Source organism: Pseudomonas sp. S2_F07 (genome assembly GCF_054668325.1).
This window is the reverse complement of sequence record NZ_CP162758.1, coordinates 4,150,589-4,167,317: the sequence shown is the minus strand read 5'-3', so window position 1 is coordinate 4,167,317 and position 16,729 is coordinate 4,150,589. Positions and strand designations below refer to the sequence as shown.

Here is a 16,729-nt window from a genome sequence, read left to right as displayed (position 1 = left end):
TACCAATTATAAGCCTAGAGATCTTTACTGCCTATTTCGCACCCTTCATATTACCAGCGCAATTTAGCCTCTAGATCAACTTTTTATTGATGAAGACCTCTCTGATGGAACACGATTTTAAAAGCATGGAAAAGGGTGAGCTACACGTACACTTAAATGGCCTCGTCAGTACTCGCCTAGTTATTGATTTACTCCAGCAGCAGGGAGCAGAAATTCCTGATAATTTTAATTTAGAAAGAGACCTCACCAGGTTTACACCTTCCCCTGACCTTCAGACATATCTAAAGCCTTGGCAAGTTTTAAGGCTTATTCCTCAAGGTCGCACAGCTCTCAATTTAATGGTTTTTAGTGCATTCGAAAACCTAGCAGCTCAGAATGTAAAGTTTGTCGAGTTACGGAGTAGCGTAATTTATCTTGCACTCCTTAATAACGTCACAGTACCCGAGGCGCTCTTGTGGTTGACCGAAGAGATTTACAGCGCCTCATTAAAATACGGTATTAGGGGCGGGCTGATATTAACGGTTTCACGCGGGGATTACGCTGCGGAACATCTACGTACCCTCTTAGCCGCTTATGCATCTATTGGTAAGCCCGGAATAATAGTAGGACTAGATTTAGCTGGCAACGAAGATACCGTATCTCCAACAGAACTCCCTCAGTTATATCGGAAAGCAAAATCTGATTTAGGATTAAAAGTCACTATACACGCAGGGGAAACAGGCAACCCCCAAAATATTATAGAAGCTATCACCGAGTTTGATGCTGACAGGATTGGACACGGTACAGCCGCATTCAAATCAACTAAAATCATGGAATTGATGCACAAGCGCGATATATGTGTAGAGGTATGCCCTATTAGCAACCGCCTAACAGGTGCTGTAAAATCAAGCGAGTCCCACCCTGTATGCGAGTTCATAAAATTCGGTGTACCATTCGTTATTTGCTCGGACAATCCGGCGATTCACGGTGCGAGCATTAGCGATGACTATAATGAGTTCTATAAAGAAACAGAAAATAGTGCCATCCTCGAGAACATGCTGACCTTACAAAGAAAATATAGCTTCATGGAAGATCAAAATGAAAATTAGATTTGTTTCAAAAAACAACTTCAAAGTCCAAGAAGTCCAACAAATACTTCAGGATACTGGAGTAGAGGTCGTTGCTGCCCGATACTCAATTGATGAAATCCAAACTGAGAATGTTGATAGTTTGGTCAGAGATAAATTACTGAAGGCTTTCAATATAATAGGACGTCCTGTTTTCGTCGAGCATACTGGTCTCTATATTGACAGCCTCAATGGCTTCCCAGGTGGATTAACACAGATTTTTTGGGACAAGCTTCAAGCTGACAAATTTTCGACCCTGTTTGGATCCGGGGAAAATACTAACTTGGTCGCAAAAACGATAATTGGATATTGCGACTCTATGAAAATCCATCTTTTTGAAGGTGCAATAAAAGGCACCATATCTGCTGAACCCCGAGGAAACAGAGACTTTCAGTGGGATTGTGTTTTTATTCCAGAAGGCTTTACTGAAACTTTCGCGGAAATGGGGGATAGAAAAAATGACATATCGATGAGGCGTATTGCATTCGATAAATTTAAACAGTTTCTTAAAGATGGAAATACTTGATGGAACAGTTACTATCATCTTTTAAGCAAGGCAACGTTATACTTTTCGTTGGTGCTGGAGTATCCACCAATCTGGGGCTTCCATCTTGGGGCGAACTGATCGACAAAATCGCTCAAGAACTAGGGTATGACCCTGAGATTTATAAGACATTTGGCGATCATTACGCCCTTGCCGAATATTATAGGATCAAAAAAGGTAGTATCGGTCCCCTCCGAAGCTGGATGGACCGAAGCTGGCATGCTCCGACTATCAATATCGAATCGTCGAAAATTCATGAACTGATTGCAAAAGCCAACTTTCCAATAATTTATACTACAAACTATGATCGATGGCTCGAAAACACATTCGATCACTTCCAAAAGCCATACACCAAAATAGCATCAGTATCTGACGTAACTAAAATAAGACCTGGAAGCACTCAAATAATTAAGTTTCACGGAGACTTCGATGATGACACCTCGATAGTACTTGATGAAACTAGTTATTTTGAAAGATTAGAATTCGAAACACCTCTAGATATTAAATTGCGATCGGACGTGCTTGGCAAATCAGTACTATTCATTGGTTACCGACTTGCCGATATAAATTTAAGGTTCCTATTCTACAAGTTATCCAAAATCTGGAAGGCCAACTGCAATAGTGAGGCACAGCCTCGGTCATACATATTTTCACCTAGACCAAACCCCGTCCAAGAAGCCATTCTTAACCAATGGGGAATTAACATGCTTTCCTCTCAGGTAGACTCCCAAGGAGATGCTCTCGCGGAATTTTTAGAGAATTTTGTATAACTCAAATGCAGCTTTAGCAGCCTAAATCAAAGAAATTTACGACTTCGGCCTGATTTTAAAGATGGCTCTCAGCAGGCCAAAAGTCTAAAAGCAGACTCTGAAATTTATTAACCACATCGTTGCACCTGCTATGGGAATAATCCCTAGCGAAAAAACTGCAAAATCTTAGGGTAGCTTTAGGGGTATAGCAGATTAACCATAGCTGTTATCTCATTGTATTGAATTAAAAAAGTCCGATTTTTCGACTCCTGATGCCGCACCATACAAAACAAAGCCCCTGCAGAAATGCAGGGGCTTTGTTGTTTCCGGGGTTTGAAAAAGCGCTTTCAGTGCCCCGCGCTCTGACCACCGTCCACGTGCAGGATTTCGCCAGTCACGAACTTGGCGCCGTCCAGATACACGACCGCTTGCGCAATATCATCGATCTCGCCCATGTGACCGACCGGGTGCAGATTGCCCAGTGCTGCGTGGGTTTCTTCGCCGTGCATCGGGGTCTTGATGATGCCCGGGCTGACCGCGTTCACCCGGATCCCGCGCTTGGCGTATTCGATGGCCAGGGATTTGGTTGCTGCGTTGAGGCCGCCCTTGGTCAGCGATGCCAATACCGATGGCACGCCGTCGATGGCGTGGTCCACCAGGCTGGTGGTGATATTGACGACGTGGCCGCTGCCTTGCTTTTCCATCTCGGCGATGGCGAGTTGGGTGATATAGAAGAAGCCATTGAGGTTCACCGACAACACATTGGCGTAGTCTTCTGCGGTGTACGCGGTGAACGGCTTGGCGATGAAGATCCCGGCGTTGTTGACCAGGGTGTCGATGCGACCGAAACGGGACATCGCTTCACGGATGACACGCTGGGCGGTTTCCGGCTCGCCGATGTCACCGGCCACGGTGTGAATGTCCGGATCGGTGGACGGCTTGATCGAGCGCGAAGTGGCGACGATCCGGTAACCGAGTTCACGAAAGGCTTTGACCATACCGTCGCCGAGCCCCTGGGATGCGCCGGTGATTACGATGACTTTTTTCGAAATGCTCATGATGAAGACCTCTGACAATAAAGAATGGGGTAGAAAATCTGTAATCAGGCTTCGGCCGGGGCGTTCGCCATTTGTCGCAACATCTGTTCGTAGTACTCGACCGATTGCGAACCGGACACCAGATGGCGACCGTTCAGCACCATGGCCGGGACCGAGTTGATGCCGTGCTGGCGGTAATAAATTTCAAGCTCACGCACTTCGCTGGCGAATGCGTCGGACGCCAGCACCTCGCTCGCACCTGCCGCATCCAGCCCCGCTTCAGTCGCCAGGCGCACCAGCGTCGAGTGATCGCTCGGGTTCTGGCCTTCGCTGAAGTAGGCCCGTAGCAGCACCTTCTTCAGCTCGACCTGCCGGCCTTCCTGCAACGCCCACAGCAACAAGCGGTGCGCATCGAAGGTGTTGTAGAAGTGCGTGCGCTTCTCCAGATCGAACTTGAAGCCGATGGCCTCGCCGCGAGCGATCTGCATGGCCTTGCCGGCGGCGACGTCGTCGGCCGTTCTCCCGTACTTGCGCATCAAGTGCTCGACCGCTTGCTCACCTTCGGCCGGCATGTCCGGGTTCAACTCAAATGGCTTGTAGGTCAGCTCGACCGAGACTTCCCCGGCCACGTTCTCGATCGCCTGCTCCAGCGCCGTCGCCCCCAGTGCGCACCAGGGGCACACCACATCGGAAATGAAATCGATGGTGACGGAGGACGTCATGACTGCCCTTGCGTCTCGGCCAGTTGCTTGCGGTACTGGGTGGTGGTGATTCCGGCGTAACCCCAGTTATCGGTGTCGACTTCCTCGATCACGATGTGGGTCAGGTCAGGGCGTTTATTGAGCACGCGCTCCAGTGTTTCAGTGATCTCGGCAATGACCTGAGCTTTCTGCTCTGTGGTAACGCCATCGCGGGTGATGCGTACGGTTACGAAAGGCATGAGGGCAACTCCAGTGACCTTCCCGTCGGGATGATGGGAGAGGCGTTGGAGATGAATGTATGGGGTTGGCGGGAGGGGATAAAGGTGGGGGCGGGAACTTCATTCGTTACGTGGTGTAATGAATTAAAGAGAAGGCATGCAAAGTACTGGCGCCCATCGAGAAACCTGCCGACTTTCTCAAAAGTCGGCGATGTGTTGAGAATGGAGTTTGCCTTCTTAGCTAAATCGCTTGAAGGTCACGCAATGCCTCAGGATGCTGACTCGCCACACGCAACAGCGTCTGCGCTGCTCCCGTCGGTTGCCGCCGCCCCTGCTCCCAATCCTGCAACGTTCGCAAACTGACTCCAATCAGCTTGGCGAATGCACTTTGAGATACACCGACTTTGGCCCGTGCTTCAGCTGCCGTAGACAACGGCACCTCTGTCACGCGAGCGGCTTTGCCTGCTTTCATTTGACGCACAGAGTCCAGCAAGTCCTGCTGGAATTGCTCCAGTTCATTGACCATTGCTGATTTCCTCCTTCAGTTGCTTGAGGAAGGCCGCGGGTAAATTGTCGAACTTCGCCTTGGTGTAGGCGATTAACAACCAGATTGAGCCTTCAGAAAGCGTGTTGTAGTAAATGACACGGGTACCGCCTCGTTTGCCCATCCCGTTACGGGACCAACGGACCTTGCGAAGACCACCGCTGCCAGGAACCACATCGCCGGCCAGCGGATTAGCCGCCAGCCAGGTAATGAATTCATGACGTTCGCCATCGTCCCAGATGGATTCAGCATAACGCTTGAAAATTTCGGTTTCGATAATCGTGAACATGGACCCAACTATACGGCATTGCCGTATATGCGAGCAATCGATTTGAAGTGCTAAGACGTGTCGCAATTTTCCACTTTTTGCGACACGTCTTCCGAACATGTCGCCGCAGACGACACGTTCGGAAGACGTGTTACCAAAATCGAGTTTTGACGACATGAGCACATCAACAGCACAAAAAAGCCCCGAACCAGTCGGGGCTTCTTCTTTTTTCTCAGCCTTGCATCAGACCTCGATACCACAACCCATCATCAGAAAATATTGATCGGGTAATCCACAAACACACGCACTTCATTGCCGCTGACGTTGTACTCACTCGACTTCTGCGACACGCGCAGGACGGAGCTGCGCAGTTTCACGCTGAGGTCTTTGGCCGGGCCGCTTTGGACGACGTATTTGATCTGGTTGAAAATCTCGCGCTCGGTGCCGCCTTCGCTGGTGGACGTGGTGATGTTGTCACCGCGCACGTAGGCCACGTTGTAGCTCAGGCCCGGTACACCGAAGGTGCTGAAGTCCAGGCCGTAGCCCAGTTGCCAGCTGCGTTCGTCTTCGGCGTTGAAGTCGGACCAGTAGGAGTTGGCCAGGTAGATGGTGTTGCCGCCGTCGCCGATGCGACCCTGGTCTTTCTGGTAGCCGCCGTAGGCGTAGCCCAGGTTGCTGTCGCCGGTGCTGCGCTGGTGAGCGAGGGTGAACGAGTGCGGGCCGGTGATGAAGGTGGCCGCCAGGCTCCAGATCTTGTTGTCGTCGCCGGTGATACCGTTTTCGCGGACGTAGGAATCTTCCAGCTTGGTGCGGTAGCCGTTGAAGTCCAGGGTCAGGGACTGATCCTTGTCGATCGGGAACACGTAGTTGGCGTTCACGTATTGCTTCTTCAGCACATCTTCGACGTCGGAAGCGTACAGCGCAGCCTTGAATTGCTCGGTGAACTGGTAGCTACCGCCCAATACGTTGATCGACTTCAAGCCACCGCTGTCACGGCCTTCGGCGCTTTTGCGCGACTCGGCGGTGAAGCGACCGGCGTCCAGTTGCAGGCCATTGATCTCTTTGGAGGTGATCAAGGTGCCGGTGTAGCTTTCCGGCAGCAGGCGCGAGTTGTCGTAGTTCAGCACCGGCAGGGCCGGCATCTGGTCGCCGTAGGTCAGGGTGGTGCTGGACAGGCGGAACTTGATCGCCGCGCCGCCCTTGGACAGGTCGTCGGCCGGTTGGCCGCTGTCGCCCTTCTTGAAGAAATCGATGCCTTGCGCGCCGCTACGGTCCTCGCTGCGTTCCAGGTTCAGGGCGTACAGGCCGAAAGCGTCCACCCCCACACCGACTGTGCCTTGGGTGAAGCCGGACGAGAACGTGCCGATGGCCGCCTGGCCCCACTCGGATTTATCCGGGTTGCCGTCTTTGTAGTCACGGTTCATGTAAGCATTACGCAGCAGCACTTTGAGGCTGCTGTCTTCAACAAAACCCTTGGATTCGGCCTGGTCGTTCGCCATGGCCTGTGTCGCACTCAACATCCCCAGAGCGATCAGGCTGATTCGCTTGTTCAACATCGTGTTCTTTTCCTTATTTCCGGTTGATACGCGCTGTGTCGAACGGCCGAAACGGCGCTATCGCGCTCTTTTTTCATGGCGAAAACAAAAAGGCCCGCCCACGATTTCTCGCGGCGGGCCTTTTTATAATTGTTGATCGTGGCAGTCGGCCACAGGCGTTGGGCCGAATCGTAGCTGCGCCCTCAACGATGTGTCAATTTCATGAATCTTCTAAAAACAGGCGAAAACCGTCTAAGAAATGGCTTTACGCGGCAGGAATATTCAATCATCGCAGCCATTGAGGCCACAGGCTGCTACGGAAATGGATGCCCCCTGATCAGGTAGCGACTGACCCAGCCACTGCGCAAATGCCTGGGGCTTGCCTAGCCATGGCCCGATATCGATCAGGGTGAATTGGTCATCGTGCTCAAGCGCCAGGGTCGGAAAGCCCTGCCCGCCGACCTTGGCCAGAAGAGCACGGCTGTTCCTGATATGGCCTTCGGTGTCGGCCGACCTGAAGGTTTTTTCGAAGGCTTCGCGGTCCAGCCCCATGCCCTGGGCAAGTTCAAACAGTACCGACTCGTCGGCGATGCGGCGCCCCTCAACGTAGTGAGCACTTTGCAAATTTCCCAGCAACTCCAGCCCGCGACCGGTCATTTGCTCGGCAGCCAGCACCGCAGCGATGGGTGGCGCTGAATCGAACACAGCGCTGTGATCACGCAGCAACCCTTCGAAATAGGCTTCACCGAACGGCTGCCCGCTGTATTCGGCGATGCGCCGGTCGTGAGGCATGACGTAATTGCGCAGTTGTGGCGAAACCTTTTGCCGATTGGCCCCCGTCATCATGCCGCCACCGTGTGCAATCACGGGCAACACAGCCTGGGCGGCTTGCACCAGCGGTTTGGCGCCGTAGCACCAACCGCACAAGGGGTCGTAGATGTAATGCAGGATCATGGGAAAGCTCCGACAGAAATTCAGGAAAATTCGATGTCGGCAGGTTAGTGCCGCAGCGGCCCCGGAAAAACGCCGGATTGGCTTTCAGTCTGTTGCTTGAATCGGTCGAATGGTTGCCTCACAAAACCCTGTGAGGTCTTGGTGATTGCATGAATCGGCGGGCAAAAAAAAGCGCTGCCATCCCGGCAGCGCTTTTCTTGTTCAATCCGTTGTTTTTCTTCTTATCCTTCCATCACATCCCACAACGCATCCAGTTCCGCTTCGCTGAATAAACCAGCAGGGTAACGCTCGATCATCGTCCGGCGCGGATCAGTTTCGCTGATCTGACGCATTCCATTGGACTTGAACCAGTGCGCCAGGATCTGGAGCGATTCGCTATTTACTGCCAGGGGATGCAACGCCTTTTCGCCCACAACATTCACTTCGGCGTTCATTTCAGCGCTCTCTCCCGGTTTGTGAGCGGCTAACTTATCCAAGGTTTATGACAGAACATCGAAGTCCTCCCCCTCCCCGAGTTACAACAGCAGAGATACAAGAGCTGTGCCAAGGTTTCTGAAGTGTGTCCTTGTAGATACAAAAAAGCCCGCAGGCCTGTAGGGCCGCGGGCTCCGCGCAACAATGGTGGCTGATCGACAGCCTGAGGAATTTTGCAATCAACTCAAGCTGTTACGGCTTCACTCACTCCTTGTGCGGCGCGGGTTGTTGCTGGGTAAGGCAGTGAATATTGCCGCCCCCCAGTAACAGTTCGCGACCAGGCACCATCACCACTTCATGTTGCGGGAACAGGTTCTGCAAGATCTCCTTTGCCGGGCCATCCTGCGGATCGTCAAAGCACGGCGCGATGATGCCGCCGTTGACGATCAGGAAGTTCACGTAGGAACCGGCCAGGCGAACAGTCGGATTACGTTCCTGCGTACCGTCGACCGGATCGACACCGGCGCACTCTTGCTCGGTCGCAAACAGCGGACCCGGGATCGGCATCTTGTGCACCGTGAACGGGCGGCCCTTGGCGTCGGTGCTGCTTTGCAGCACTTTCATCGCTGCCTGGCAGCGCGGGTAGTTCGGGTCTTGCGGATCATCGGTCCAGGCCAGCAGCACTTCACCCGGGCGCACGTAGCAGCAGAAGTTATCCACATGGCCATCGGTTTCGTCGTTGAACAAGCCATCCGGCAGCCAGATGATTTTATCCACAGCCAGGTTCGCACTCAGGACCGCTTCGATTTCTGCGCGACTCATGTGCGGGTTGCGATTGCGGTTGAGCAGGCATTCTTCGGTGGTGATCAGGGTACCTTCGCCGTCGACGTGAATCGAACCGCCTTCCAGCACGAAGCCTTCGGTGCGGTAGCGCGGGCTGCGCTCGATCTCGAGGATCTTGCCGCCGACCTGCGAGTCACGGTTCCACGGCGAATACAGGCCGCCGTCAAAACCGCCCCACGAATTGAAATCCCAGTTCACGCCACGGACTTCACCCTTGTTATTGATGACAAAGGTCGGGCCGGTGTCGCGGACCCAGGCGTCGTCACTGGACATTTCAACCACACGAATATTCGGCACATCCAGACGGGCGCGGGCGTTTTCGTACTGGCCGGCGGAAACCGCCACGGTTACCGGTTCGAAGCGGGCGATGGCCTTGGCCACTGCCACGTGGGCGGCTTGTGCCGGTTTGCCACCCAGGCGCCAGTTGTCCGGGCGCTCGGGCCAGATCATCCAGGCCTGGGTTTGGGGTGCCCATTCGGCTGGCATGTAGAAGCCGTCGGCGCGAGGGGTGCTGTTCAACGTGGTCATGGCTCAGGACTCCGGAGTGACATTGATACCTGACAGAAATGGAAGCGCATTGGTACACGCCGTGGACTGGCCACTTTATATCCGATAAATATCGGCTTTTGAAGCACCTTACATCCTCCGTTACAAAAACAACCGATAAAAAGCCGATATCAATCGAATTAAAACCACCATCCATGTGGGAGCAGGTTTGCTCCGGGCGGCGTTCCGACGAAAGCGGCATTCCAGGCGCAATATTTGCGTCGGATATACCGGCCTCTTCGCGAGCAAGTCGAATCGTCGCACCGCCGCTCCCACATTGGCCCGCATTTACAGGGGGATGTGTTTACAGCCCCTCCGCGAGCACCTTCGACAGCATGTCCACGAAGAAATCCACGCTTTGGCGCGAGGTGACCATCGGCGGCTTGATCTTGAGGATGTTCAGGTAATCGCCGGTCGGCTGCATGAAGATCCCCAGTTCACGCAAACGATCGCACAGTGCGGTGGTTTCTTCGGTGGCCGGTTCCAGGGTTTCGCGGTTGCGGATCAGTTCGACACCCAAATAGAAACCGGAACCGTGCACCGCGCCCACTAACGGATGAATATCGATCAATGCTTCGAGGCGCTTCTTGAAATGCCCGCCCACGACCTGGGCGTTCTCCCAGAGTTTTTCTTCTTGCATCACATCCAGCACGGCCATGCCAACCTGGCAACTGACCGGGCTGCCGCCTGCGGACGAGAAGAAGTAACCCTCGGCTTCCAGCGCCTCGGCGATTTCCCGGCGGGTGATGACCGCGCCCAGTGGCTGGCCGTTGCCCATGCCCTTGGCCATGGTGATGATGTCCGGCACCACGCCCTGTTCTTCGAAGCCCCAGAAGAAATCGCCCATGCGCCCGTAGCCGACCTGCACTTCGTCGGCGATGCACACGCCGCCCCGAGCCCGGACCATGGCATAGACTTGTTTCAAATAGCCTGGGGGCAACGAGATACCGCCGGCATTGCCATACACCGGTTCGCAGATGAACCCGGCCAGTTGGCGATTCTGCTCGGCGATTTTCGCCAGGTTGTGTTCGACGCTGCGCACGTAATCCGGCGCGCTGTCGGGGCCACGGAATTCACCGCGATAGGTGTTTGGCGCGGTCACCGGGTGTACCCAGTCCGGACGGCTGCTCAAGGCCTTGGGGTTGTCGGCGATCGAGGTCGACACCGAATCCGCGCCCACCGTCCAGCCGTGATAGGCCTCCAGCACACTGAGCATGTCGCGGCCGCCGCTGTAGGCCCACGCCAGGCGAATCGCCAGGTCATTGGCCTCGCTGCCGCTGTTGACCAGGAACACCCGATCCATGCCGTCAGGGGACAGCTTCAGCAAACGTTCGGAGAACTCGGCCACGGCTGCGTAATTGAAGCGCGAGTTGGTGTTGAGCAACGACCACTGGCGGCTGGCAACGGCGGCCATGCGTGGATGGCCGTGGCCCAGCACCGCCACGTTGTTGAGCATGTCGAGGTAGGAGCGGCCCTGCATGTCGATCAAATGGTTGCGCCAGCCACGCTCGATACGCGGCGGGTCGACGTAATAGTGTTTTTGCGTGCGGGCGAAGCTGGCATCGCGCCGGGCCAGCAAGGTCGGGCCGTCGAGTTCGGCTTCGGCGTCACAGGCCAGACCCAGCAACGCCGCCGGCGAAGGGCACAACGCCTGCCAGGCCGCCGCGCGCGAAGGCGTACAGAACAACGGCGCATTGATCGACGCGCCACGGCACAACTGCACGATCAATGGCCCGCTGACCGAACCCAGTACCTGGCCTTTGACCAAGGCAGCGCCGCTGTGCAGCGACGGCGTGACGCCCCAAAGCCGCACGCTCAATTGCGGGCCGTCCAGTTGCAGCACGCCCGCCGATGGATGATGCACCACCCCGGCAAACGGCGCTTCGACCGCCGTGCCCTGAGGCACACGCAACTCGACGTGCAACGGGCAAGTGTCCGGTTCAGCTGCGCTGTCCGGGCGGGTGTGGGACAGGCGGTATTGCCCATAACGACTGGCCGCCAGGCCATGTGCCGCGGCCGCTTCATCCAGCAGGCGCTGATCGACGCCCTCCTGCTCCCAATTCCCGGCCTCGAAATGCGGACTGAGCACGCCCAGGTCTATCAGCGCGAACTCTCGCCCCACCAGGTTCGGCAACAGCGGTGCGAAACCTTCGCTGCCGATGGTGGGCAGGTTCTGGCCGACGGCGGTGAGGATCGCCGCTTCCATCAGCGCCAACGGCACCGACGTGGCCACACGGAAGATTTCCCATTCATGGACCAGATTGTCGCGGCTGTAGGCATTGCCAGGATCGATGCTGATCTGCTGTTCGCCGCTGAGCACCAACACCGCCGCGCGGGCGACAATCAGCGGCCACAGCGCCAGCAGTTCTTCGTGTTGCAACGGGTTGACCGCGTGATAGGCCTGGATTGCCGGCAAAATGCAGAACGGATCGCCCTCGCCATGATGCAGCAGCGCTGCGCAGGTCACCGACAGATCGGTAATGCGCCAGGTGCGCACCAGATCGCCGAAATCGATCACGCCTTGCAGCTGCCAATGGCGCTGCGCATCGCGCTGCCACACCACGTTGTCGTCGGTGATGTCCATGTGAATGGCCTGCACCGGCAGTTTGTCCTGCAGTGGCTGCAAATGCCGCTCGGCTTGCGCGGACGCTTCGATGAGCAATTTGCGCTGGGCCTCATCCTTGATCAACGGCAGCAAATGCGCGATCAGGGCGTGAGCATGGCGGGCGTCCCATTGCAGGGTTCGCTCCAGCCCCGGATGGTCGAAATCCGCCAGGGCCAGGTCCATTTCACCACACAGGCGCCCGAAGCCGGACACCACCGTCGGGGTGAAACGACCGAGGCTCGTCAGCGGCTGGCCTTCGATGTAGTCGAGCAGGCGAACGTGGACCGCCTGGCCATCCACGTCCAGCGACAGCAGGTCTGCACCGTTTTTCGCCGTGATAACACGCGGCACATGTACATCGGGATGTTCGCCCAGATGCTTGAGCCCGGCATGTTGTGCCTGGAGTTCCAGTACCGAGTAGTCGCCACGGCAGATTTTCAGGACGAAACGTCCCCGCTCGCTGTCGACGCGGTAGTTCAGGTCTTGCTGGCTGCCAAGGGCCTGCAACCTGCCACTGAACCCGTAATGTTCTTCCAGCAGCCCTAGCGCTTGCTCCGCAGACACCTGCGGGCTGGGCAAACTGGCGCGATGAATCAACGTGGCGAGCGGCATACAACGACCCCTGAAATTTTATTAGGCGCCTATATCGCCACTGGTTCGGGCGATACGCAACCCCCCGGAACTGGTATGAGGGCATTTGTGAACACAGTTGCTCCCACAGGTTTTGTTCTGGTACTCGCCTCGATCAGCACTTTGCGCAAGAATGGCGGCCATTAAACGCACACTGCTGGAGAGCCACCATGAATGTAGTGACCACCGACCTGCCCGGTGTTCTGATCCTCGAACCCAAGGTCTTTGGTGACGAACGTGGTTTCTTCTACGAGAGCTTCAACGCCAGGGCATTCAAAGAGGCCACCGGGCTGGAGACTGAATTCGTTCAAGACAATCACTCCCGTTCGCAGAAGGGCGTGCTGCGCGGCCTGCATTACCAACTGGAAAATACCCAGGGAAAACTGGTTCGCGTCACGGTCGGTGAAGTGCTGGACGTCGCCGTAGACATCCGTCGCAGCTCGCCTCACTTTGGTAAATGGGTCGCTGTGCGCCTGTCTGCCGCCAATCATCGCCAGCTCTGGGTCCCGGAAGGTTTCGCCCACGGGTTCGTGGTCTTGAGCGAATTTGCCGAGTTTCTTTACAAAACCACCGACTACTACACGCCATCGGCCGAGCGCAGCATTCGCTGGGACGACCCGGACCTGGCCATCGACTGGCAACTGCAAGGCACGCCGCAGCTGTCGGCGAAAGATCAGGCCGGGGTATTTTTCAGGGACGCCGATGTCTTTGCCTGACAGGCCGGCTGAAACTCGCCAATCAAGATGCAACTGACCCAAGGCGGGCAAGCCTAGGCATAATGCGCCTGTACCCACAGGCGCATGCTGCTCATGAAACCAACTCTTCCTCCCAGACCCCGTTGGCGCAGCCTGGCCCTGCTGGCACTGTGCCTGGCGCCGTTGCTGTGGCCGCTGGAGCATCTCGCCGAGCGTTACTACCGCAGCGAGCTGGCCAGCCAGAATCGTCAGACCCTCGACCTCTACGTCGCCAACCTGCTGGGTACCCTGCACCGCTATGAAGTGTTGCCGCAAATCCTCGGCGACCTGCCGGCCTTGCGTGCCGTGCTCGGCGCGCCGGACGATGGCGTCACCCAAGGCAATGCCAACCGCTTGCTGAAAAACATCGCCACCCAGACCGGTGCCGAAGTCATGTACCTGATGGACGCCACCGGCAAGACCCTGGCCGCCTCCAACTGGGACAAACACGACAGTTTTGTCGGGCGTAATTTTTCCTTCCGGCCGTATTTCAGCGAAGCCATGGCCGGGCGCCTCGGGCGCTTTTTCGGCCTGGGCACGACATCCGCCAAGCGCGGTTACTTCTTTGCCGCCGGCGTACGTGATGGCGAAAAAATCGTTGGTGTACTGGTAGTCAAGGTCGACCTCGACCACACCGAAAGCCTCTGGGGCAAAACCCCGGAACAACTGCTGCTGACCGACCACAACGGCGTGGTCATTCTCACCTCGCGACCGGAGTGGCGATTCCGCTCGACCCGCCCGTTGAGCGAAGACGAAAGCAAAGCCATCACGGCGATCCAGCCCTATCCAACCCGCGATCCAAAACCGCTGAAGCTCAATACCAATGCCTGGTTGACCCAGACCCGGCAGATCGCTGAAACCGGCTGGGACGTCAGCATCCTCGCTCCGCGCACCTTGATCGACCGCCCGGTGCGCACGGTGGTGGCTATCGGTGGTGCAACGTTGCTGGTGTTGATGCTGTTGCTTGGCCTGATGATGCAGCGCCGTCGCCACTACCTCGAACGCATCGCTTTCGAAGCCAAGGCCCGCCGCGAGCTGGAAGGCCGGGTCGCCGAGCGCACCAGCGATCTCGAGGGCCTGAACCGACGCCTGAAACAGGAAGTGCTGGAACGCGAGCAGGCCCAGCAAGAGCTGGTCCGCGCCCAGGATGATCTGGTGCAGGCCGGCAAATTGTCGGCGCTGGGCACCATGTCGGCGAGCATCAGCCACGAACTCAATCAGCCGCTGGCAGCAATTCGCAGCTACGCGGAAAACGCCGAAGTATTGCTCGATCACCAGCGCACCGACGACGCCCGAGGCAACCTCAAGCTGATCAGCGAATTGACTGGTCGCATGGCCTCGATCATCGCCCACCTGCGCGCCTTTGCCCGGCGCGACCGCCACGCCCCGGAAAGCGTCGCCCTGCAACCGGCGCTGGACGATGCCCTGGCCTTGCTGGCCAAGCGTCGACGCAGCATGGAAGTCGAACTGATCCGCGACTTGCCCGCCGCCACCCTGTGGGTCGAGGCCGGGGAAACCCGCCTGCGCCAGGTGCTCGGCAACCTGCTGGCCAATGCCCTGGACGCCCTGACGGAAAAAGGCCCGCCACGTAAACTCTGGCTCAGTGCCCAATCCACGGCCGATGGCGTCAACCTGTACATTCGCGACAACGGCCCAGGCTTTTGCATGGAAGCCCTTGGGCGCGCCAGCGAGCCGTTCTACACCACCAAGACCCGCACCCAGGGCCTCGGCCTGGGGCTGGCGATTTGCGAAACCCTGATGCGCGCCTTCGGCGGTGAACTGTCGTTCGCCAACCACAAGGAGGGCGGCGCCCTGATTACCCTGAAGCTGCGCGCAGGCGCACCGGGCGTGAGCCTGCAACCGTCCGAGGACCGAAGTGCATGACCATCGACAACCGCATTCAGGTCGTGTTGATCGACGACGATCCCCACTTGCGCCAAGCCCTGAGTCAAACGCTGGATCTGGCCGGCCTGAAAATCCTGCCACTGGCCGAAGCCAAGGGCCTGGCCACACAACTTGAACGTGACTGGCCAGGGGTGGTGGTCAGCGACATCCGCATGCCCGGCATGGACGGTCTCGAACTGTTGACCGAACTGCACGCCCAGGATCCGGAGCTGCCGGTGCTGCTGATCACCGGCCACGGCGATGTGCCGCTGGCCGTGCAGGCCATGCGCGCCGGAGCCTATGACTTTCTGGAAAAACCCTTCGCCAGTGACGCCCTGCTCGACAGCGTACGCCGCGCATTGGCCCTGCGCCGACTGGTGCTGGACAACCGCAGCCTGCGGTTGGCCTTGAGCGACCGCAACGAGCTGAGCACGCGCCTGGTCGGCCACTCACCTTCGATGCTGCGCCTGCGCGAGCAGATCGGCGCCTTGGCGGCGACCAGGGCCGACGTGCTGATCCTCGGCGAAACCGGCGCTGGCAAAGAAGTCGTGGCCCGGGCGCTGCACGATTTATCAAGCCGTCGCAACGGTCCGTTCGTGGCGATCAACGCCGGTGCCCTGGCCGAATCGGTGGTCGAAAGCGAACTGTTCGGCCACGAGCCCGGCGCCTTCACCGGCGCGCAGAAACGTCGCATCGGCAAGTTCGAATTCGCCAATGGCGGCACGCTGTTCCTCGATGAAATCGAAAGCATGAGCCTGGATGTGCAGGTCAAGTTGCTGCGCTTGCTGCAAGAGCGGGTGGTCGAACGCCTGGGCGGCAATCAACTGATCCCGCTGGACATCCGCATCATTGCCGCCACCAAGGAAGACCTGCGCCAGGCGGCGGATCAGGGGCGTTTCCGTGCCGACCTGTATTACCGCCTGAACGTCGCGCCGCTACGGATTCCACCGCTGCGTGAACGGGGCGAAGATGCGCTGATGCTGTTCCAGCATTTTGCCGATGAAGCCAGTGCCCGCCACGGCTTGCCACCCCATGAACTGCAACCGGGGCAACGTGCGTTGCTGCTGCGCCACACCTGGCCCGGCAACGTGCGCGAGCTGCAAAATGCCGCCGAACGTTTTGCCCTCGGGCTGGAACTGGCCCTCGACAACAGCACGCCGGATGGCGGCGCTGGCAACAGGGTCGAAGTCGTCAGCGGCGGTTTGAGCGAGCAAGTGGAGAACTTCGAAAAAACCCTCATCGCCGCCGAACTGGCACGCTCGCACAGCTCCGTGCGCAGCGTTGCCGAAGCCCTCGGCATTCCGCGCAAGACCTTGCATGACAAACTGCGCAAGCACGGTCTGAGTTTCGCCGACAGTGGTGCCTCGGCCCACCCTGACGATCTCGACTGAGCTACCGTCCAATCATCCACTTCACG

Annotated in this window: 16 protein-coding genes; 6 read left to right on the top strand and 10 right to left on the bottom strand. The window is 57.1% G+C overall.

The window, feature by feature from the left end; all coding sequences use genetic code 11:
- Positions 1-104: 104 nt before the first annotated feature.
- Genes AB4O40_RS18915 through AB4O40_RS18905 form a run of 3 tightly spaced genes read left to right on the top strand, consistent with a single transcriptional unit; the run spans position 105 to position 2,420 of the window.
- Positions 105-1,088: an adenosine deaminase family protein gene (locus AB4O40_RS18915; RefSeq protein ID WP_112196978.1), complete on the top strand. Its 984-nt coding sequence runs from the start codon at positions 105-107 to the stop codon at positions 1,086-1,088.
- A complete protein-coding gene (locus AB4O40_RS18910; RefSeq protein ID WP_112196100.1) occupies positions 1,078-1,632 on the top strand; it encodes a non-canonical purine NTP pyrophosphatase in 555 nt (184 codons plus the stop codon). Before AB4O40_RS18915 ends, AB4O40_RS18910 begins: the two co-directional genes overlap by 11 nt.
- On the top strand, positions 1,632-2,420 hold the full coding sequence (locus AB4O40_RS18905) for an SIR2 family NAD-dependent protein deacylase (RefSeq protein WP_112196099.1): 789 nt from the start codon (positions 1,632-1,634) through the stop codon (positions 2,418-2,420). Before AB4O40_RS18910 ends, AB4O40_RS18905 begins: the two co-directional genes overlap by 1 nt.
- A 326-nt stretch (positions 2,421-2,746) precedes the next feature.
- On the opposite strand, the gene AB4O40_RS18900 is transcribed toward AB4O40_RS18905, so the two are convergent.
- The 10 genes from AB4O40_RS18900 to AB4O40_RS18855 all read right to left on the bottom strand — a co-directional run bounded on the left by AB4O40_RS18900 (position 2,747) and on the right by AB4O40_RS18855 (position 12,676).
- Positions 2,747-3,457: an SDR family NAD(P)-dependent oxidoreductase gene (locus tag AB4O40_RS18900; protein WP_056726886.1), complete on the bottom strand. Its 711-nt coding sequence runs from the start codon at positions 3,455-3,457 to the stop codon at positions 2,747-2,749.
- Positions 3,458-3,501: 44 nt separating this feature from the next.
- Positions 3,502-4,158, bottom strand: coding sequence for a DsbA family oxidoreductase (locus AB4O40_RS18895; RefSeq protein WP_460053668.1), 657 nt, complete (start codon positions 4,156-4,158; stop codon positions 3,502-3,504).
- Positions 4,155-4,376: a tautomerase family protein gene (locus AB4O40_RS18890; RefSeq protein WP_056726888.1), complete on the bottom strand. Its 222-nt coding sequence runs from the start codon at positions 4,374-4,376 to the stop codon at positions 4,155-4,157. Before AB4O40_RS18890 ends, AB4O40_RS18895 begins: the two co-directional genes overlap by 4 nt.
- Positions 4,377-4,596: 220 nt before the next feature.
- Positions 4,597-4,881: a helix-turn-helix domain-containing protein gene (locus AB4O40_RS18885; RefSeq protein WP_056726889.1), complete on the bottom strand. Its 285-nt coding sequence runs from the start codon at positions 4,879-4,881 to the stop codon at positions 4,597-4,599.
- Complete coding sequence (locus AB4O40_RS18880; RefSeq protein ID WP_056726890.1) at positions 4,871-5,188, bottom strand: hypothetical protein; 318 nt, start codon at positions 5,186-5,188, stop codon at positions 4,871-4,873. Before AB4O40_RS18880 ends, AB4O40_RS18885 begins: the two co-directional genes overlap by 11 nt.
- 248 nt (positions 5,189-5,436) lie before the next feature.
- Positions 5,437-6,723 (bottom strand): OprD family porin, encoded by a 1,287-nt coding sequence (locus tag AB4O40_RS18875; RefSeq protein ID WP_409079098.1) that lies wholly within the window; start codon positions 6,721-6,723, stop codon positions 5,437-5,439.
- Positions 6,724-6,984: 261 nt separating this feature from the next.
- The gene (locus AB4O40_RS18870) at positions 6,985-7,656 is read right to left on the bottom strand and encodes a DsbA family protein (protein ID WP_460053670.1); all 672 of its coding nucleotides are present in this window, start codon (positions 7,654-7,656) and stop codon (positions 6,985-6,987) included.
- Positions 7,657-7,877: 221 nt separating this feature from the next.
- Positions 7,878-8,090, bottom strand: a complete 213-nt coding sequence (locus tag AB4O40_RS18865; RefSeq protein ID WP_008003171.1) for a hypothetical protein — start codon at positions 8,088-8,090, stop codon at positions 7,878-7,880.
- Positions 8,091-8,334: 244 nt separating this feature from the next.
- Positions 8,335-9,441, bottom strand: a complete 1,107-nt coding sequence (gene aguA, locus AB4O40_RS18860) for an agmatine deiminase (protein ID WP_409079096.1) — start codon at positions 9,439-9,441, stop codon at positions 8,335-8,337.
- A 322-nt stretch (positions 9,442-9,763) separates the two neighbouring features.
- Positions 9,764-12,676: an aminotransferase gene (locus AB4O40_RS18855; protein WP_056726894.1), complete on the bottom strand. Its 2,913-nt coding sequence runs from the start codon at positions 12,674-12,676 to the stop codon at positions 9,764-9,766.
- 188 nt (positions 12,677-12,864) lie between these two features.
- Here AB4O40_RS18855 and rfbC point away from each other — a divergent pair, with 188 nt between their 5' ends.
- The 3 genes from rfbC (at position 12,865) to AB4O40_RS18840 (ending at position 16,703) form a co-directional block, all read left to right on the top strand.
- A complete protein-coding gene (gene rfbC, locus AB4O40_RS18850; protein ID WP_056726895.1) occupies positions 12,865-13,410 on the top strand; it encodes a dTDP-4-dehydrorhamnose 3,5-epimerase in 546 nt (181 codons plus the stop codon).
- Positions 13,411-13,503: 93 nt separating this feature from the next.
- Positions 13,504-15,312: a sensor histidine kinase gene (locus AB4O40_RS18845; protein ID WP_223541940.1), complete on the top strand. Its 1,809-nt coding sequence runs from the start codon at positions 13,504-13,506 to the stop codon at positions 15,310-15,312.
- Positions 15,309-16,703, top strand: a complete 1,395-nt coding sequence (locus tag AB4O40_RS18840) for a sigma-54-dependent transcriptional regulator (RefSeq protein WP_223541939.1) — start codon at positions 15,309-15,311, stop codon at positions 16,701-16,703. The genes AB4O40_RS18845 and AB4O40_RS18840 overlap by 4 nt, the downstream gene beginning before the upstream one ends.
- Positions 16,704-16,729 lie beyond the last annotated feature (26 nt).